The following is an 18,778-nucleotide window of genomic DNA, read 5'->3' on the forward strand; positions in this document are numbered from 1 at the left end:
CGATAAGCTTATTCTTGCGATGCTATAAAACAAAAAGCCCATGATGAATAACATCATGGGCTTTCTTGTTTTCAATCCAGCTTAACTTTTATACAAGCTGAAATCCACTATTTTGTCAGAGAAACTTTCTCTATACGTCCTTCCCTGCGCAACCTGGCTGCTTCTGATTGAATCTTGGTAAACTCCATCATCATAGGAGCCTGACCCCACCACCAGGAAACATCCTGTTGGACGTGGGCAGTTCCTTTGTAACCTTGGAGTTTATACCAGAACCATAATCTGTTGTACATATTCTCAATATTTGATGGATTATCCTGCTGTTGCAAGAACATGCCATAAACACCCAGGATGGGTCCCACTACGGGGAACTTACCCTTCAAGGTCTTGAAGGCGTTATAAATCGGCTCACCAAGGAATGCCGGACTAAGCTGCTTCTCAATCCCATCACTTAACGGGTAAGGATCCCTGTCTGCAGCACTGGGATGGAGGTATCCATCTGCAATCAAGTCCTCAACAACCTTCTGTGCCTGATCTGCCAGCTTGTGCGCCTGGAACATAAATTCATCCAGTGATTTCAAATAGGTGTCGGCAAACCGATCACTGTGGCACTTCGCACAAACCTCTAGCCAATATGACCTCTTGGCAATATTTTCTTCCGAGTAGATATCAATCTTATCGGCAATAATCTTGATTCCATAAGGATAATCCTTCAACGAAGAAGTATATTCCAGGTTCTTTGGTGGTACCGTACCCATACGCCAAATACCCTTCATTACCGGATTGTGAATAAACCGGCCATGCTTTTCGTACATGTGGCAGAATTGGCATGTTGGGGTGCGATAGTCCTTGCCTGGCCTTACCTCAGACAATGGTCTTGTGAAATCAAAATGTTCTTCCTCCTTGTGGTAAATCACACCATGCTTCGATTCGCCATACGATTCAGCATCCGGATGGTCAGGTCCCATATGACAGGTAATACAGGCCTCTGGCTGTCTTCCTTCTGCGGCGCTGAACTTATGTCTGGTATGACACACATCGCATTTTTCCGCGCCTGAATGGCATAAATCACACCCATGCTGTCCGTATAAGTAGCCCCTTCGTGCAGCCTCGGCATACCAAGGCACTATGGTATTTGCCTCCCACGACTGGATGTGATTGGGACGGCCCACCTCTCTCTCGCGTAAGAAATCATCAAACTGAGGTCTGTGACATTCACCGCATACCTCTCCGGTTGGCATCCTGATCTGTTTCTTTTTTGTATCGGCATGGCAATCGAAACAGTGTACCTCATCTAAAATCCTGCCCGTGCGCTTCTCGATTTCAGCGGTTTTGCTCGATAGATAAGCGCTGCTTTTGGGATTTTTATGCCCGGAACTTCTCCAGTCTCTTACAACGCCAGGGGTCGCTTCCTCATGGCATGTTACACACAAATCCCTTCTTTCTTTTTCAATAAAGATCGAATGGTCAAGATTTTTCATGGGTTCATAGTGTCTGTTGGGTTGCCAGTACATATCAAGCATCTGTGGCTTGAAATAGTCTTTAAACGGCCCTGAACCCTCGCTAAGCCCAACGTTATCTTTATAAACCGCCCTGTACCAATCAGGCGTTCCCTCATACAAATCTGGCGGTGTTTCCTTCTTGGGTGGTTGTTCAGCTGCCCACACCGCAGAAGTAAACAGCATCGCAGATAAACACAAGCCTATTCCTAGTTTTTTCATTTCATTCACCTCCATAGGTATTAGAACATATTCAGATGCTATTTATGGGTATTTTCTTCTGGTTTAATGAGTGACATTACATAATACGTCAAACACCATCTTTCTTCGTCGGTAAGCTCCTTCGCAAACGATGGCATGGGAGTGCCGTTCAATCCCGTGGTAAATCTGAGGTAAACATCCTGAGGTGAATTACCTCCCTTAAATTTCCCTGTAGTAAAATCAAAGGGTTTTATAGGAAATCCAAAATCATCTTCCTGTTCAGCAGCGCTGGGACCATCTCCGCGTCCTTCGATGCCATGACACTTCCAGCATTCCAATTTTTCTTCGTAAATTTTTTTCCCCTCTGCAATGCATTTTTCCGTAGGTCTAACCCGCAAACCAACCTCGACGGGTGGGTCAGGTTTCCTGAACTCAAATGCCTCAGAAAAACTCTTCAGGACGGGAATCACCGATAAACGTTGTTCTTCCGTCAAAATATCCCATGGTATCATGGTAGAATTTGGTACCCCAAAGGAAATCGTCCGGTAAATATCTTCGTCCGTAGGAAGTGAACCACTCGGAGTCGTTCTAAATTTATAAGCACCTCTCGTAAAATCACGTGGCTTGGGGAGCATCGACCGTGCAAGTGGTCCATTTCCATTACCTTCCTCTCCGTGACAGGGGCTACAATATTTTTTATAAGTATCCTTACCCAAATCTGTAACCTCTGTTGGTATTTTAAATTCGGCTTTAGCATTCATTGGCGCTATACCTAACATCATGGCTATGCCCGCTACCGCCGTTGCACTCCATAAGCCAACCCTATCCAATAAGACCTTAGGTTTCATATTCAGCCTTCCTCCTTTCCGATTGCAGTTATATAAACCCAACTATTTTGTCTAGCCAGTACATGTTTTTGTTTTTTTTCTAATTCTGCGAATAAACAAATTCTATGGTAGTAATTTCTTTCGGGTGAACCGTTACCTCCTTTTCTAAGTTTCCTAACTCTTCATGCCATACCTGGAATTTATACGTTCCCGGCGGGATATCACAAATTTCAAAATATCCGTTTCTGTCTGTCATATCAAAATAGGGATTATCAAAGACAACAATCCATGCATACGTATTTTTGTGAAGATCGCATGTCAGCTTAATAATTTCGGAATAATCAAATTTTTTTGATATTCTTTGTTTGTAAGTGGTGCCAAGGTTAAATGGCTGATTCTTCATTGACCGGGTATGAATATTATGCATCACCTCATCACCATTTAAGATGTCAATCGTGGTTCCTGTCAAAATCGCAAGTACGCGAGGGATAAAAATATTATTTTGCTGATCCATTATCGGATGGATTGCAGGTATTATCTTTTTTTTACCGTGTGTGATATCTTTCAGAGAAACTACGGCGTTTTTAAGCCCATTATTGATTTTACTGAAGACAAGTTTTTCAGTTGTGGTTTTAGAGGCCTCTGATATTTCCCAATCACGATGGAGATTTAATCCCGGCGTCGCTAAGTCGCCCATGTATTTCACATTGCCAATAACAGTACCACCGTCTGAAACCTCTATCTCGGTATAATCATTCTCCGCTAATATACCCGTTGAAGATATGAGATTCCAACCAATGAACCCAAATAAGGCGCTAAGAAAAAATAACTGCTTCATAAATTTAACAGAGTTTTTTAAGCAAAATAATAACGACCACAAACAATTGACAAAAACCGTTCCCACACCTCGCAAAAATACAAAAAAAACAAAATATCTTCTAAGTACTCCATTTCAGTTACACTTAAATATTTATACGTTCATGCACTTTTCAGGGATATTATTCTCAGCACGATTTCACAAATGAAATAACGCTTTCACAATATAATATTGTTTACCAAAACATAAGCTCCGTACTCATGAAGAGATATATTTATTGATCAAGAGTCCGTCCTAATGGATTATCCGTTACTGCAAATGTCCCCTTATCAACATTCTTACCATCTACAAATACCAGGTAACTATATTTTCCATAGTGTGGGATCTTGTATCCTACGCTTTTAATCGCATCCGGACCTAGCCCCATAAACACGGCGACACCTTTTTTTCTGTTCTTAACATTTTTAGAAGTCACAAGCAGGGCATTCCCTTTATCTTTGTACGTTACTTTATTTACCCCAAATGATCCTGCTTCAAGGGAAAAATCCTTTGATAAATTTTCGACAAACATCTTCGTGAGTTTGTTCTCTGCTGGCCCTCCCAGAACAAACAGGCTTTTTTGACTTAATTCCTTTTCTGTAACCTCCGTGTCTGCCCTTACGGCCGTTTTTTTATCTGCCAGGGATTCTGCAAGCTTTTTGTACGATTCTTGTGAAGCACCTTCTCCACCCGTCGGATACACAACGACCTTATTCTCGTCTCCCAATACCAAATCTATCGTAGGAGGAATTTCTTCCGTATGGAGACGCCGAAACACATCACATTGAGGATCTATGATAATATACCTGGGTTGAGATTTTGTCCGGAGGGAAATGTGATCAGACTGTCCTTTTACTTCTGCAATGGTATGAAAATTTCCTTCGTCAAGTCCCAGACGAACTGACAAGAAGAGATGGTATGGCTTGCCTTTTTGGATGACCTCTACCTTTGTCAGCCAACCATCGATGACCTTCTCCACCTCTGTTTTACCCAATTCAAGAAAGGGCGCACCTTCCCAATTAATCCACTGTTCAAAGAACCAGGATAAATCCATCTTGCCGGTATCTTCAAACACATACTGGATATCTTTCCAACTTGCCTGCTGCCAAATCATTTCTTTATAAAATCTCCTGAGCGATTTATAAAACAACTCATCTCCAACCATCCGCCTGAGCATGTGGAATACCATCGCCGTCTTCCCATACCCAATAGCCCTGGTTGCCTGGTCCCTTCTGCCAATAAATTTTTTTAAAGGGAAATCATTCTCTCCCGTTACGTAATTGGTGTACTTTCTACAAATGTCCTTGCGATACTCCTCGGCTGAGGCACTATCCTTAAGTTCTTTATAATAATAGTCTGCCATATAAGTAGTCAACCCTTCGCACCAGTTCCCCTGAGATTCATCCACGAAGACCGAATTTCCCCACCAGTTATGTAAGATCTCATGGCCCAGAGAAGTATCTACAATAAACGGCATTTTTACTACGGTATTTCCCAGCAGGGTAAACGAAGGCATGCCATATCCCGTCTGAAAGAAATTTTCTACAATGGCAAACTTTCCGTATGGATAGTCCCCCAGGAGTTTTTGATACATATCCAGATAGCGCTTTGTAGCGTTTATATACGTTTCTACCAAGCCTTGCTCTTCGGGGAAAAAATAAGCGTAAATATCGATACCCTTATGGTTGATGCTTGTCACTTTATATTTCCCGGCAACAAGGTCACATCCCTCTGACACATTCCTTTCTTCCCACGTGGTATAAGTCTTACCATCAATCGATTTCCTGCTTACCAGCGTACCTTGCGTTACTGCCTCATGTCCTTCAGGCGTAATAGCAGTCACCCGAAAAGCCGCCAAAGAGCCGGGGATATCCGGATACCACGTACATGCAGGGCTCAGGTAAACCCCTGCCTCATCAATAATACCGGTCGTTTCACCAACGTCCTCCAACTCTAACGAGGCCGGCTTTTCAAAAAGGCATCCTTCGTATGCAATATCCAAAATCAAGCCGTCTGCTTGCCTCAAATCCGATGGTATTGTAATCTCCAGACACTGTACATTCCCGGCAACACCCTTTTGGATAAGACTGTCTATATCGAAACCCCTGGTTCGTACCTTAAAATCCAATTTTCTATCTAACGAACCCACGGACAGGATTTGAAATGCCCCGTTGATAAGACACGAAACCTTTTCCGTATCCTTACATTGCACCTGCATATGATCAACGGCCTTTAACTTATGCTCTTTCAGAAAAAGTTCAATCTCCAGATTGTGGCTTTGAATCTTATTTTCGCGAACTTCTTTGGCACACAAGGTAGACATCGTCATAATTAATAAAACACACATAAAAGTTAAAATACATTTACTTTTCACTGTAGTTAACATACCCAACTCCTTTAAAAACATTCAAACATTCGTTATATCTTTTACCATTGATTTTGATATTCATCCATGTTATTAAATTACCAGTTTTTGTAAAGGCAAAAATATTAGAGATGCAGAATCTTTCTGTATTTCTAGTTGATTGCAGAATTATTTTTATATAATAAATAGTTAAGCACCACAAACTATCATCTCGAAGGAGATAACTCAAATGACACATGAATCCATAGCAGCATATGCCTCATGTTTATTATCGATAATCGGTATAATAATTAGCGTTTGGGCGATACGCAAAGCAGAAAACTCAAATACAATTACAAATGAATTACAAAAAAATATGTTTAAGAAAGACAAGGTTATTGATTTGGCTATGGCATGGAACGGCATTAATGCCATCGATCCGGAAAACTTAATAACTCCTGATGTTGTTAAAGCGGTCAATGCTTTGGAATTAACTGCATCTCTTTGGAATCATGATGTTGTAGCAAAGGAAATATTACATCAAAGTTATTGGCAGTCATTTAGAGATTTATACGATGTATTGTACCATTGTAACAAAATACCACCTGGACTAAAAAAAACATGTAGGGATTATATTACGAAAGAAATATCTAAGGCCTATGAGGAAATTAAACGATATGATCTTAATCAAGTCGCTCAGACAACAATGTAAGGAGGAATAAAACAATGAAAATATCGGAAGTTATACAGAAAATCCAAGAGGCTACAACAGCTATAAAGATATATAGAACGGGAAATATTGAAAAATCAGCCGGATTTTATGAGAAGCCAAAAGAAGAACAGGCCGTAAAAGAAGCCGCTGCTCAATTAATGTTAGAGGCAAAAATGCTTGGACCATCTGGGTCTGTATGTCCAAGATGTGGAGGTAGTGGTCGAGCATGAAATATAGAGACTAACAACAGGTGCAGTGAACGGCCTGACGGTCACCGATGATTACTAAACGTTAGGCAGCAAGGTAGGGTAGGCACTGCCTACCAAAAATTCAGCAATCGTGGTGGGTTCTGCGTAAAGGATTAGATCGAAATGGTTTTGACAAATAATCGGTAATTGGGGGTGGTGTACGTACGACATCCTACGTTAAATATCAGGTGTCCACCACTTTGGAACCGCGGGATTGATTATGGCGGGCAATGCCCGCCCTACATAAAAATTACGTGGATGGGTGCTGCTGCCTGACCATATCCATTGCATATGGACTCTTCCGGAAAATGGCGGTGATTATTCCAAACGCTGGGGCATGATTAAGGCAGGATTTTCAAAAAGGGCAAAAAACCTGTTTCATCGTAACGAATAGATGACCGATTCAAAACGGAAATACCGCGAAGCAACGATCTGGCAACGGCGTTTTTGGGAACACATGATTCGTGATGAGGATGATTTTAGAAGACACATGGATTATCTGCATTTTAACCCGGTAAAGCATGGATTGGTAAAACGTGTCAAGGACTGGCCGTATTCGACGTTTCACCGGTTTGTGAAAAATGGGTTTTATCCGCCAGATTGGGGTGGAGATGAAATGGATGCGATAACCGATGCGGATTTTGGAGAATGATATTTTGGCAGGCAATGCCTGCCCTACCTGACTGCGTATAGACGTATGGGCGAGAATAGAATGAATTATCCCTAGGCTAAAGCCCAGTGTTTTCTGGCCGATTTTATAAAGCAAAGTGCATTTTGCAAATTTATAAAAGAATCGTTACGTCCCTTTCTCCTTCCAGGGCTCCGAATGCGACTGTATCCATTGGGTAATCTCCTCAACTGATTTTTCTCCACGGGCAATCGACCAGAAAAAAGGTTCAATTTCCTCAGAAGGAATCAAGCGATAGCCATTCATTCTGAGGCATACATCAGCAGACACTAAAGCTACTCGCTTATTTCCATCGACGAAAGGATGAAAGGCTATGATGGAATGGATTAGAGCTGCTACTTTGCTCCATAAGTCAGGAAATAGCTCCTGTCCTTGAAAAGAAGTAAAAGGTCTTGCTAATGATGAGTCTAATCCGCCTAAATTAATAACTCCATGCACGCCGCCTGTTTCATCAACAATCATTTCATGAATGACGAACAATTCCTCTAAAGATACCCAGTTCACTTTGCAAGCCCTTTTAGAGTTTTACGATGTTCTTCAATGGATATTTTGGTAAGTTTTTCAATGCGTGCTAGACGCTCTTTATCCAGCGGAGGAGGTATCAAAAGAATATCTCCGCCCACTTCAATCACTTCGTAACTATCCCACTGAGAACTTTCTTTAAAAGAGTCGGGCATTGTTATTGATTGATCTTTTTCCCTTTTTGCTATTCCGAGATATTTCATGGCTCATACCTCCCTTGAAATTAAGGTTTTCGTGCACAAAAAACTCCATCCCATATGTTAGTGAAACACTTATCCTAACCATGGGCGAACTGACCCCTGTGTGATTTTACGTGAGCTTTTTTAATCCTTTTATTTGCAGCCTCACTGCAATGTGTTATTATTCTTCTTCTTTGCTTTTTATCATGCCGATCTCTTTCATGGCCTGCCTTATATGTTTCTCTCTGACAATAATTAGTTTGTCCTCTTTCTTCGTAACTATTCAGCGTATATTCGCTCATAATTGCTATGAGCGAACAAAATCAGGCAATTCGCCATGAAATAGCATCTTTAATGCCTGTCTCAAATTTACCCCTTGTTTTCGACAAGTTGAGAGGTAGCTGCGAATGCGGCAAAAAATCCTGGCTCCCTCCAAAGAACGAAAGCAGCCCGATATTTTCTGCTGAACCTTTGTCATCCTGATGTCGTTTTCAGCCAAATTATTCGTAAAAGGGACGTTTTTATTGTCCATAAACCTCAGGACATCATCCTCATACTTTCGTAATCGTTCCAGAAGATTTCTGGCTTTTGTCCTTTTCACTCGCCCCCTTTTCCCCTTACGGTTTGTTTCATCAGGGGGAGGGCTTTCGGCTTCTGCGTTTTGCAATATCACCCGGTACCTGTGCCGATATTTTTCAGACTCATCGGCGCCCAACATTCCTCCGGCATCGCATGTTGCACGATTTATCTCTTCAAGCAAGGCCTTCATCTCTTTCGCCCACTGCTGCTTATTGTCCTCTTCCCACACACCCTCTAATTCTCTCAGGTGGTGCGCATTACAGAGCGCGTGCGTACAGGGATAGGTGTAATACGCCTTCAAATGGTCGTGACAAAGAATCCCACGAAATTGGGGCAATATTCCTATGCTATCTATTGCCTCTGTCCCTCTCCCTTCGTGAGGATAAAAACATGTCCACTGCCTATTGGATGCGCTATGCAACCAATATCTATCCCCGTTCTTGTTAATACTCGTTTCATCCACATGCAACACCTCTGACTTGGTGAGTTCTGCTTTGCTTTTCTCCTCAAAGATTTCCAGATATTCGTAGGCTTCCTGATTAAAATTGTACAAGGAACCTTCACTCACCGGCATCGACATCTGCTCTTCAAAATACTCCTGAATCCTCTTGTAGGGTATCAGTTGATACTGTGACATATATACTGCATGCGCCTTCAAATCCGCCCCATACTGCGCCGCCTTTGTTATTCCTTCAGGAAAGGGCGCGATAAATCGGTTCCCCTCCGCGTCCTCAACTATCTCTGCACGATACTCTGTTACCTCCCGTGAAATCTTCATATCAAACACCTGGCGCGCTTCGTAACCCACCACCGTATATTCCCCACGCGGCAACTTCCTTTGGTCTACTTTTATCACTTCCACCTTATCAGGGTTCTCAACCCTTTTCAGCGTCACCCCCTCACGACCCTTTTGTCCACCCGCCTTCCTCTCGCCCTTCGCCTTGCTTTCTCTCTTGCGATTCGGATCACTTGAGGGAGGCTTACTGCTGTTGCGACTGTTACGGTTTAAACGACCAACCAGCAGCGTTATTACTACTACCAATAACTCTACCATGGACCTCATGGCTGGCGACAGCACTTTCTCTTCAGAAAGAAGCTTCTCTACTTTTTGGAGCGTTACCTCTATGTCTATATTGTCTATCGTCAATGAATCCGCCTGTATGATGAGCCACCCATTTATTTACTGCGGCTATTATATCACAGGCTTTTTCATCCTTTTTATTGGCGCTATAAGACACGACAAAAGCACGAATTCCTCTTACCAACACCAAGTCTGTCCATGTCTGTGCTCTCTCCTCATATAGGCTGTACTAACCACCTCTACAGGCCATATATGCCACAAACTAATCCAAACGACTCTCTGTCCCGGATATCCTGTCAAACATATTTTAAAATATTTTCACTGAATAGTTACCCAAAATTTATATAAGCGTTGTGTAAATTGATCAATAGCCATATTTATGAGAATTTCACGCTTCGCAATCTCTTCCTCAGGCATAACAAGAGGTCTCCGCGCTAGCCGGTGTGGAAATGGTGAAAATATCCATGTCTTATCAAAAGAAACCATAGGTGGTTCTTTAATATAATGGTTGGTGCACCAAAAACTCGTAAAATAGAAACCCGTGACTGGGTTTATCATGTCCTTCATGGAAGGCTTTTAGTACTTTATTTATTTCATTGTTAGCTCCCATGAGACCCACAAACATTAGCTGAATTAGTTCAGAAATATCAACTTTAATATCCTTGTCCATCTTTTACCCTCCAATGCTATGGTTTACTTATATAATTTACTATGATACTCTTTTTTGCAAAAAGAGGAAAGAATTTTGCAATTTGCATTTTGATATTTTCATTTACTCGATTATCCTGAACCGGACAGGAACAGGTTTGAGCAGATAAAAAAGATTGTAACGGTTTAGTTTTTTGAAAAAGGAAAAGACATATCTATGGCCATCCTCAAGAGGGTAAGGAACCCACCCCTGGCCCCTCCAAGGAGGGGAATTGAAAAAGTCCCCTCCTTGGAGGGGATAAAGGGGTGAGTAAAATAAGTAAGGCTATTTTTACTTTTTAATACCTCGGCTGATACTTTTTCAAAAAGCTAAATTGTTACAAAAGATTTTTAAGGTATCATAGAGGTAAGGCCTTGCCTAACCTGAGAAAAATGAGTTTAAATTCAGGATTGTCTATTTTAAGGCAGTGTTTGACGGCCTCAACATAGACTTCTTTTTGGTACTGGTATTTTTCTGCCTTTGCTGGCAGGTCGGTCATCGTAACGTGATCCGTCTTATAATCGGCGATGATGATACGGTTGTCTATCTTATACAGGACATCAATGATACCCCTCATGATCTGCCCATCCCAATTAACGAGGACAGGCACCTCTCGCCCAAGGATCTGTGCGGTCTGTAGTTCTTTATATGCCTCTGAACCAATGAAGACGGAAAGTATCTTTTCTACCTCTGCTTTTATAAATTCCACGTCCTGAAGTTGTAGAGTATCGAAGGGTATTCCCTGGTGTTTTATAACCACCCCTTTATACCCTCCTTCAGAAGGAGGGGAAATACTATCCTCTCGATATGCAAGATCTTCTCTTTGAAATTGGGCAGATGACTCTCCTTTGATTATTCCAAGGTTAATGGTCCATTTTATTGCTGATTCGACTGATTTCTGAAGTTCCTGAGAAGTCCCATGGAAATCCCATCCCTCCAATACACGGTGGCAGATGGAACCGATCAATGCGGCATGTTTTGGATGTGATTGTTCAATATCATGTCGGATTCTTTGGGATTTTATAACCTTCCCTTTATCCCCCCCTTCTGAAGGAGGGCATAAAGGGGAGGTAGAATTAGAAGCCTTCCTCGTTCCTCCTTCGTAAGGAGTGGAGAAAGAGTAGTTTTCCATTCGATGTTGTTCAAATTCATCTGGATGAAAATGAGGAATCCCTTCTGTTCTACCCGATGCTATGGGTATGCCTTTTTTCATTGCTTCTTCAAGTGCTATCGTCGTTGGAGAGACAAAGAGGGGTTTCCTGCTTGCCTCAACCATTGCAGCCTCTCTTTTTTTCCACAGTTCGACAAAGGTTGTCCAGTCGACATCCAAGGTCTTCGCTTTTGGGGCTTTTTGGGGACGGTGTGTCCCATCAAATCTAAAATGTTCTACAAAGACCTCCGCATTTTCTAAAAGAAACTTTCCTTGGGAAGCACCTCTCGCTCTGACCCTCTCCCGCAAGGGGAGAGGGGATTTTTCTGCACCTGTTCTATCTTCCTCACTTGTTTTGTTCCCCTCATCTGTCTTATTTTCCTCGTATGTCTTATTTTCCTCCTTTGACGTAGATTCTCCGTTATTTCCCCTCCCTTGCTTGTCCAGAGCGAAGTCAAAGGAATGGAAGGGGTTAGGGGCGGGTGATACATTTTCATCTTCCTTTGTGTAACCATGATTCGTGAATGTTTCATCGCCAAGCTCAATGCCTGTGGCAGCCCTCACTGATTTTGTAATCAGCCCCATGTAAGATTTATCATCGTCCTTAAAGGAACCTGTAAGGATCAATCGTTCCTTTGCCCTGGTCATAGCCACATACAGGACACGTTTCTCTTCCTCCCATGAACGCTCGTTCAATTTCTTTTCAATCACGATACTTTGAAGATTTCTTATCTTTTGATTCCCCCTACCAATCGCAATGCCTGTCGTGGACGTAGACCAATCAAATACCGCTGAGTCCAGTACTTCTTTATCATTCCTTACTTCACCGTGCAGATTGCCCAGGATGACGACGGGAAATTCAAGACCCTTCGATTTATGGATGGACAAGATTTTCACAACATCCAGTGTCTCATCCGAGAGGGGACTCTCACCTTCTTCTTTTGCCTCCTTTATGCGTGCCTTGATGCGGTCTATAAAGTTTTTGAGTGAAATACCCTCTGACTGCTCCATATCACAAGCCATCTGGTAAAGTTTCCAGAGGTTGGCCAACTTCTGTTCACCATGCCAGGCACATGCCGTAATCTCTGCAATATGGGTATTGTCCATAATCTCTGCGATGAGTTGTGAAACGGGAAGTATGCCTGCACGGGCGTGGGTTTTTCTTAAAAAACTATAGAAGGTTTCTATAATTTTTTTAAAATCTGTGGATAGGTTTTTAACCCCCCCTCCCCCCCCTTCGCAAGGGGGGATTTAGGAGGGGTATTTTTATCCTTTGTTGTGAGCTCATGGATCATGGTGACTTCACTTGAAACGTCATTGCCGTAATCTAATAAGTGGTTCATTCGAAGTTCATATATCTCGCGGTCTGTGAAGCCCACCATAGGAGAACGCAGTACACCCACCAGGGCAATCGTATCATGGGGATTCTCGATGGCACGCAGGAGGTTTATGAAATCGAGGATTTCCTGGGTGGTATAGAAGTATTTTTCACCCTCCACGATATAGGGGATACCATACCTTTTGAGAGCCTCAACATAGGGTCTCACCTGGGTAAATGCCCGTAAAAGCAAGACCACATCCTTGTACTTAAGCTTGCGAATTCCATTTTCGGCTAATTTATCTTCAATGACCTCGTCATTCACGTGCTTTGTTATCCATCTGGCAATCCATTCTGCCTCTGCTTCCCTTGCCTCATCTGCCTTTAGCTCTTCTCCTTCTTTATCAGAGACCAGGATAATCTCAACCTTCTGGGTTGGGCGACTCTTTGGCCTATTTGCGTGAATAGGAATATACCGTGGTTGGAATCCCGGCTGTTCTACCATGATCCTTCCGTCAAATAGCTGGTTTACAACCTCGATGATACAAGAATGACTCCTGAAATTTTCCTGTAACTTTAAAGTCTCATCCTGTCCACACACCTGCTGTACCACTTGTTCATAAGCCTCAATATCCGCCCTGCGGAAGGCATAGATGGACTGTTTGGGATCACCCACAATAAAGAGCTTTCCTGGCTCAAGGGTTACCTTTCTGGCATCTTTGCTGTAATGTTCCAATGCTTCGGAGAGAAAAAGGACGATCTCATACTGGACGGGGTCTGTGTCCTGGAACTCATCCACGAGTATCGCTCTCAACTCTTTCTTGAGTTTCTCACGAATATAACGATACTCTTTATTTTGCAGTAAATCCCTGGTAATGGTAAGAAGTCCGTCAAAAGAGACGTATCCCTGTGATAGATACGTTTGCCGAAATGCCTTGGCAAAAGGAAGTATGAGATTTATTGTGGTTGCAATAAAGGCATCATCAACGGTCTTTAATTTCTTTATCAGGGTATAACACTCTTTTACCAGTTTTCGTGCAATCTCAAATCCATCATCTGTCCAACCAGTCTTTGCCGTAGAAGCTTCTTTATCGAAATCATATTCTACTGTATTTAAATATCTGAGACCCTGTTTTTTTATTGCATCGAGAATATTCGCTAATTCATGTAATTGTGAAAGCAGATTGTTCTTCGGCTTTTCACAGCAAGAGGCAATTTCATTGATTTTGTTAATTAATGGATCTACCAAGGATTGGATATTCGGTGGATGTAACAATGCTGCATCCCCTTCCCTCAACCCTTTCATACCAAAGGAAGTGAGTGCATATGGCGCCCGGTTACCAGATGCCCTCTCCCCTGATGGGGAAAGGTTGCGGTGGGGGAGATCTATTACAGATTTACTGCCCACATCAACCGTAAGAAAATTCAAGGGAATAGTAAATCCTGATAACCGTTTGGCAAATTCCTTGAGTGGCTCTAAGTCTAATCGCCTGAGTACACTCTTCCAGATATCTGCGTTAGGCGAAGTAAGGGTAAGCTCTGCATCCAGCCACCTTGTCCATTCTTCGTCAAAAAGTTCATCGAAGACATCCCCTTCATCCACTGCAAATCCAGGAATTACTCCTGATTCTATGGGATAGAGGCGCAGGACATAGGCTGCAAAACCGTGAATGGTTCCGATAAGGGCCTTGTCCATGTCTTCCAGGGACTTCCTTGCGCGGCGCTCTATTTCATGATATGTCGTCTGATAGACATCCCGGATGTGTGCAAGAAACTTTTCTACGTTTGCATGCTCTTCTTGTGAGGCATTCCCGTTGATAACGGCTACGATCTTTTCTAACTCCCCCATCAGCCTGACCTTCATATCACCGGCGGCCTTCTCCGTAAAGGTCATGGCTACAATTCTGAGGATGGGACTTTCTTCTTCTTGAAATCTTTTATGGCCAAGCAGCAGATGCAACATTCGATTCACCAGAAGCGTGGTCTTACCCGTTCCTGCGCCAGCCGTCACGACAATGTTTCTATCGAGTTCGGATACGGCAAGTTCTCTTATGTCATTGTCGACGGGTTTTGGCATGACTATTTGAACGGCTCTTCATATTAGAATTTAAACACGGACAAACTCCGTTTGTCCGTGTCACTCTAAAAACCGCATGAATAAAAACGAAAATTCCTATAACATGAAACCAACAGAAAAGATATGGGAAATGAGGTTTGGGTAAAGGACAAAGGATCTTACCGTTTCGGCAAAATTTGTTCTGTAATAATTTTACGGATCGAGGATGCTTTTTTCTTGCCGATTCCTTTTATACCGGAGAGTTCATACTCATGGGCATTGACAACCTTCTCTATGCTTCCAAAATATTCTAACATCCTTTTTGCTATTCCTGGTCCTATGCCAGGCAATCCTTGAAGAAAGTATAATTTCTGTGTTTGAATGCACTTGGATTTTCTTCCCATCCTCTTCAAGATTTCATCATGATATTTACCATCCTGCCTCCCTGCCAGAGTCAATATTTCAGCAGTACCGCAGGAAGATCTTGAAAATATCAAGGGAATCTGCCAGGAAACAGACAAAGAAACAAGCGCCCCTTTGATTGCCTGTGGATCAATCTCATAACCTGTATGGAACAAATCAGTACCCTCTATAATCATAAATTGTACAGCTGCGTGTCTTTTTAATCGAGCTGCCTGGGAAAACAACCGTCCATCAATAAGAGATAGAATAAAATCCTTTGTTGTCTTTCGTTCAACAGCAATATGTTTGTTAATGAGATAATCGCCAATGGATAATTTTTTTACGTCTATAGCAAAATTTTCTTGCTCCCGTAAAATCTCAACAATTCCAGAATCTTTTTCACGATAATCGATTTCTATAACGATATTCATGATAAAAATTGTGTATTTTTTTTAAATTTTTATCGGTTTATATTGCCGCCATGCATTTCTGGTTGAACAGTTTCTGGCTGATCTCCTTCACATGAAATCCTGTTTCTCTTTCTCCCAAAGACAAAGCACATCAAAATAAAACCTAACAGGATGGCACAGAATACGATATATGCACAAATCAATAACTTTCCATAGAATCCACCCATTTCATACTCCTAAATCACTTCCACATACTTTTTTTGCAACCATCCCCTGCGAACTTCCTTGCTTACCTTTTCTTCGGTACCCGTTTTTGATGCGGCATCCTGTTTCACACCTATATTTACATACACCCTATACCATTCGTCTTTTACATCTTCAATAACACACTCCGCACCGTTATGTATTTCAAACTTTGTTTCATACTCTTCTCCCGGTCCGTATCGTACTTCGCACTTTGTAGCAATAATCACTCCACGATTCACACCCTGTTCTAAATAGACTTTGATACCGAGTGATACTACCACAACAAATAAGCCAGCAGAAAAACCTATTATTATTTTTCTAAACCATGTATATTTAAGGGTGATTAAAAAGAAAAGTAGTGTCATCAGTATTCCATAAAGGAAAATGGCTATTATCGCTAATTCGTTCTGGTTCAAAAAGAAAAACCAAAAGAATATCCTTCGGACTGCAATGGGAATTTCGTTTGATAATTCTTTATCTTCGGTAGAGCCCTTCGCCAGTCTCAGGTTTGCATTCAGGTCCGCATTTCTCGGCATAAGCTGCCCGGCCCTCCGATAGTTCAGGATTGCCTTCCCTAATTCTCCCTGACGATAATACGTGTTTCCCAGATTATAATATATTTGACCGTTTTTGAACCCACCTGCCAGGATCGCCTCGTAATGTGAGGCCGCTTCTTTCAGCTTCTGGTCTGCCTCCTGAATATTTTTTGCTGCAATAAACTTTGCTGCCAGCTGATATTTTTCATTTGCGTCAGTAAATAATTTTACAGCAACATCCCTCGATATTTCGGATTTCGGATTTCGGATTTCAGATTTCGGTAATCCGCAGTTTGCAATCTGTACGCTACAAAGGGAAAAGAAAAGTATAAAGAAAAAAGGGACAAAGAAACGTATTTTCATTACAGTTGTCTCTCCAGTTTTGCGATGAGTTCCTCGGCAAGCTTTAAAGAATGCTCCATTTCATCCCTGGACCCTCCGTCTCTTGAAAAACGCCGATGATCAAAATCAGTCATGCAGCGGCAAATTTCTTCTGTGATATCGTCTCTAACTCCCCGCTGTTTTAATAAGGCATCTACTTTATCCTCCGTAACGCTCGCCAGAGGGATATTTAATTTATCTGCCAGATAATCGGACATTGACTTGGAAAGGTGTGAATAAAACTCCGTTGGAAGATTCTGGTGAAATATCGTTTGCGCCCCTTTCAATCTTTTTTTTGCAGCTGCATGTGCCCGTTTATTTCTGGCATAACCAATATCTGTTTGCAATCGCACTTTCTTTTTCGTTATAAAAAAAGAGGTTATGACAATAATCATGGGGATAGAAAGGCACGCAGCGATAAATGGGTTTTCATAGACCAGACTTCCCTGATCCCGCAACGAAGACAGATTTGTCATGATCGGGAGAATATCGTGGGTTAATATTTGAGGTTGGTGCTTAACCGGCCGTAATTTATCAGGAGAAAAAGTCAACTGAATAGGCACCTCTTGTTCCTCCGCTTCGACAACAATGGGAAAAGGTTCTTTCGTAATTGTTTTATATTGCCCGGCGCGCGGATCAAAAAAGCTAAACACTATTGCCGGTGTGAATTTCAGATCTGCCTTTTGGGGTTCTATGACCTTGTTAAACACCTTTCGTCCACGAATCAATTCTTCCCGATTGGTAATTTGCGTGTTAGACTCGGCAGGATACAGCTTAAAATCGTCCTCACGATTCAACACCAATACGGGTTCATTGATTGTTTGAATGTTTCCTTCCCCATATACTGACATAGAAAGGGTAATTGGGTCACCAACCTTTACCTGCTGTGCCTTTGTTGAGACTTCCATATGGTAAGTACCTACTGCACCTTTAAAGTACATGGGTTTACCCTGTTCCGGCAATGATTTAATCCTTAAGGTGATCGACCCCGTTGTTCTCTCAATAGGATATCTCTTCTGTTCCCTGCCAAAGAAATCATCGAAAAATGTATCCCCAAAAAAATTATCAGAAGGTGCATCCCGGCGCTCCCTCCGATGTTGAACAATTAAATTGCACTTTAATTTAGCAGGCGATATAGTGAGTTCTCCGGACACCATCGGGAAAAGTGCCATGCGCAGTTCTAGGACATTGTATATGATTCCGTCCCGAATTTCTTCGTACTGCCTTTGGTCACCAAGTTTTTCCTCCATAAAATTTTTTACGGCTGGCGCTGCATAATCTATATCAGCAACTGGTAATCCTTTTTGAAAATAGAATTTAAAGGAGAGCACAACCTGTTCGTATAAATATGCCTCGGTCTTGTCAGTGCTGAGTTCTACAAAGACGAGCTTTTCAAGGTCAGGAGACTGTGAACCTGATGAGCGAGGTGCATCAGCAACTTCCACCTTTATTGGATGAGAAGAATACACCTTTCCCTTGTATTCCACTGAAGAGGCGCCTATTGTAAATTTACCTGTTGCCGTAGGTTGCAACACATAGGTATAGCCTTTATTTACAGAAACATCACCATTAATAATTCTCGTTTGTGCAGATATTTGCGGGCCAAACAACAAGGTAAACCCATCAATGCTTGGAAATGAAGGGGGCAAGGTATCCTGAGTGCCATGAATGGTCAATGTTAACTTTAATTGTTCGTCTAACGTTAAGACATTTTGATCGACCGTCGCCGTTAGACGAATATCCTCGGCGAATGTCTTTCCGATGCATCCAAGGATTATAATGACAGAAATCAAAACACTAAAATATTTGTAATATATCTCTTCAAATGATTTGTATCTCATTTCTTAACCTCTGCCCC

Annotated in this window: 17 protein-coding genes; 3 read left to right on the forward strand and 14 right to left on the reverse strand. The window is 42.1% G+C overall.

Annotation, left to right across the window (positions count from 1 at the left end):
* Window positions 1-107: 107 nt before the first annotated feature.
* The 4 genes from BROSI_RS00665 to BROSI_RS00680 form a co-directional block, all read right to left on the reverse strand.
* Window positions 108-1,718, reverse strand: coding sequence for a multiheme c-type cytochrome (locus BROSI_RS00665; protein WP_052561403.1), 1,611 nt, complete (start codon window positions 1,716-1,718; stop codon window positions 108-110).
* A 38-nt stretch (window positions 1,719-1,756) separates the two neighbouring features.
* Entirely contained in the window at window positions 1,757-2,545 is a 789-nt protein-coding gene (locus BROSI_RS00670; RefSeq protein WP_052561405.1) for a c-type cytochrome, read from the reverse strand.
* A 79-nt stretch (window positions 2,546-2,624) separates the two neighbouring features.
* The gene (locus tag BROSI_RS00675; protein WP_052561407.1) at window positions 2,625-3,362 is read right to left on the reverse strand and encodes a carboxypeptidase regulatory-like domain-containing protein; all 738 of its coding nucleotides are present in this window, start codon (window positions 3,360-3,362) and stop codon (window positions 2,625-2,627) included.
* Window positions 3,363-3,615: 253 nt separating this feature from the next.
* Window positions 3,616-5,766: a M1 family metallopeptidase gene (locus BROSI_RS00680; protein WP_052561408.1), complete on the reverse strand. Its 2,151-nt coding sequence runs from the start codon at window positions 5,764-5,766 to the stop codon at window positions 3,616-3,618.
* A gap of 208 nt (window positions 5,767-5,974) precedes the next feature.
* On the opposite strand from BROSI_RS00680, the gene BROSI_RS00685 reads away from it, so the two are divergent.
* The 3 genes from BROSI_RS00685 (at window position 5,975) to BROSI_RS00695 (ending at window position 7,336) form a co-directional block, all read left to right on the forward strand.
* The gene (locus BROSI_RS00685; protein ID WP_052561410.1) at window positions 5,975-6,436 is read left to right on the forward strand and encodes a hypothetical protein; all 462 of its coding nucleotides are present in this window, start codon (window positions 5,975-5,977) and stop codon (window positions 6,434-6,436) included.
* Window positions 6,437-6,450: 14 nt separating this feature from the next.
* On the forward strand, window positions 6,451-6,666 hold the full coding sequence (locus BROSI_RS00690) for a hypothetical protein (protein WP_052561411.1): 216 nt from the start codon (window positions 6,451-6,453) through the stop codon (window positions 6,664-6,666).
* Between the two features lie 412 nt (window positions 6,667-7,078).
* On the forward strand, window positions 7,079-7,336 hold the full coding sequence (locus BROSI_RS00695; protein WP_052561413.1) for an REP-associated tyrosine transposase: 258 nt from the start codon (window positions 7,079-7,081) through the stop codon (window positions 7,334-7,336).
* Window positions 7,337-7,480: 144 nt separating this feature from the next.
* On the opposite strand, the gene BROSI_RS00700 is transcribed toward BROSI_RS00695, so the two are convergent.
* From BROSI_RS00700 to BROSI_RS00740, 10 genes are all read right to left on the reverse strand, one after another.
* Window positions 7,481-7,876, reverse strand: coding sequence for a type II toxin-antitoxin system death-on-curing family toxin (locus tag BROSI_RS00700; RefSeq protein ID WP_052561415.1), 396 nt, complete (start codon window positions 7,874-7,876; stop codon window positions 7,481-7,483).
* Window positions 7,873-8,097 (reverse strand): hypothetical protein, encoded by a 225-nt coding sequence (locus BROSI_RS00705; RefSeq protein WP_052561416.1) that lies wholly within the window; start codon window positions 8,095-8,097, stop codon window positions 7,873-7,875. Before BROSI_RS00705 ends, BROSI_RS00700 begins: the two co-directional genes overlap by 4 nt.
* Before the next feature lie 283 nt (window positions 8,098-8,380).
* Window positions 8,381-9,799: an IS66 family transposase gene (tnpC, locus tag BROSI_RS00715; RefSeq protein WP_052561421.1), complete on the reverse strand. Its 1,419-nt coding sequence runs from the start codon at window positions 9,797-9,799 to the stop codon at window positions 8,381-8,383.
* Between the two features lie 252 nt (window positions 9,800-10,051).
* Complete coding sequence (locus tag BROSI_RS19565; protein ID WP_157842291.1) at window positions 10,052-10,291, reverse strand: hypothetical protein; 240 nt, start codon at window positions 10,289-10,291, stop codon at window positions 10,052-10,054.
* A 488-nt stretch (window positions 10,292-10,779) separates the two neighbouring features.
* Window positions 10,780-12,822, reverse strand: a complete 2,043-nt coding sequence (locus BROSI_RS00720; RefSeq protein WP_082058938.1) for a 3'-5' exonuclease — start codon at window positions 12,820-12,822, stop codon at window positions 10,780-10,782.
* The gene (locus tag BROSI_RS00725; protein WP_052561424.1) at window positions 12,756-14,966 is read right to left on the reverse strand and encodes a UvrD-helicase domain-containing protein; all 2,211 of its coding nucleotides are present in this window, start codon (window positions 14,964-14,966) and stop codon (window positions 12,756-12,758) included. Before BROSI_RS00725 ends, BROSI_RS00720 begins: the two co-directional genes overlap by 67 nt.
* Window positions 14,967-15,124: 158 nt before the next feature.
* Window positions 15,125-15,778 (reverse strand): ERCC4 domain-containing protein, encoded by a 654-nt coding sequence (locus BROSI_RS00730; RefSeq protein ID WP_052561427.1) that lies wholly within the window; start codon window positions 15,776-15,778, stop codon window positions 15,125-15,127.
* Window positions 15,779-15,807: 29 nt separating this feature from the next.
* A complete protein-coding gene (locus BROSI_RS19570) occupies window positions 15,808-15,984 on the reverse strand; it encodes a hypothetical protein (protein WP_157842292.1) in 177 nt (58 codons plus the stop codon).
* Between the two features lie 9 nt (window positions 15,985-15,993).
* The gene (locus BROSI_RS00735) at window positions 15,994-16,902 is read right to left on the reverse strand and encodes a tetratricopeptide repeat protein (RefSeq protein ID WP_052561429.1); all 909 of its coding nucleotides are present in this window, start codon (window positions 16,900-16,902) and stop codon (window positions 15,994-15,996) included.
* Complete coding sequence (locus BROSI_RS00740) at window positions 16,902-18,761, reverse strand: BatD family protein (protein WP_052561430.1); 1,860 nt, start codon at window positions 18,759-18,761, stop codon at window positions 16,902-16,904. The genes BROSI_RS00735 and BROSI_RS00740 overlap by 1 nt, the downstream gene beginning before the upstream one ends.
* Window positions 18,762-18,778: the final 17 nt, after the last annotated feature.

The sequence above is a fragment of the Candidatus Brocadia sinica JPN1 genome, from assembly GCF_000949635.1.
Taxonomy (GTDB): domain Bacteria; phylum Planctomycetota; class Brocadiia; order Brocadiales; family Brocadiaceae; genus Brocadia; species Brocadia sinica.

Bases quoted from the DNA above. Each gene is read 5' to 3' on its own strand.
- BROSI_RS00695 (WP_052561413.1), top strand. From the start codon at position 7,079: ATGACCGATTCAAAACGGAAATACCGCGAAGCAACGATCTGGCAACGG.
- BROSI_RS00740 (WP_052561430.1), bottom strand. From the start codon at position 18,761: ATGAGATACAAATCATTTGAAGAGATATATTACAAATATTTTAGTGTT.
- BROSI_RS00730 (WP_052561427.1), bottom strand. From the start codon at position 15,778: ATGAATATCGTTATAGAAATCGATTATCGTGAAAAAGATTCTGGAATT.
- BROSI_RS19565 (WP_157842291.1), bottom strand. From the start codon at position 10,291: ATGATAAACCCAGTCACGGGTTTCTATTTTACGAGTTTTTGGTGCACC.
- BROSI_RS00725 (WP_052561424.1), bottom strand. From the start codon at position 14,966: ATGCCAAAACCCGTCGACAATGACATAAGAGAACTTGCCGTATCCGAA.
- BROSI_RS00685 (WP_052561410.1), top strand. From the start codon at position 5,975: ATGACACATGAATCCATAGCAGCATATGCCTCATGTTTATTATCGATA.
- BROSI_RS00675 (WP_052561407.1), bottom strand. From the start codon at position 3,362: ATGAAGCAGTTATTTTTTCTTAGCGCCTTATTTGGGTTCATTGGTTGG.
- BROSI_RS00665 (WP_052561403.1), bottom strand. From the start codon at position 1,718: ATGAAAAAACTAGGAATAGGCTTGTGTTTATCTGCGATGCTGTTTACT.
- BROSI_RS00705 (WP_052561416.1), bottom strand. From the start codon at position 8,097: ATGAAATATCTCGGAATAGCAAAAAGGGAAAAAGATCAATCAATAACA.
- BROSI_RS00670 (WP_052561405.1), bottom strand. From the start codon at position 2,545: ATGAAACCTAAGGTCTTATTGGATAGGGTTGGCTTATGGAGTGCAACG.
- BROSI_RS00680 (WP_052561408.1), bottom strand. From the start codon at position 5,766: ATGTTAACTACAGTGAAAAGTAAATGTATTTTAACTTTTATGTGTGTT.
- BROSI_RS19570 (WP_157842292.1), bottom strand. From the start codon at position 15,984: ATGGGTGGATTCTATGGAAAGTTATTGATTTGTGCATATATCGTATTC.
- BROSI_RS00690 (WP_052561411.1), top strand. From the start codon at position 6,451: ATGAAAATATCGGAAGTTATACAGAAAATCCAAGAGGCTACAACAGCT.
- BROSI_RS00735 (WP_052561429.1), bottom strand. From the start codon at position 16,902: ATGAAAATACGTTTCTTTGTCCCTTTTTTCTTTATACTTTTCTTTTCC.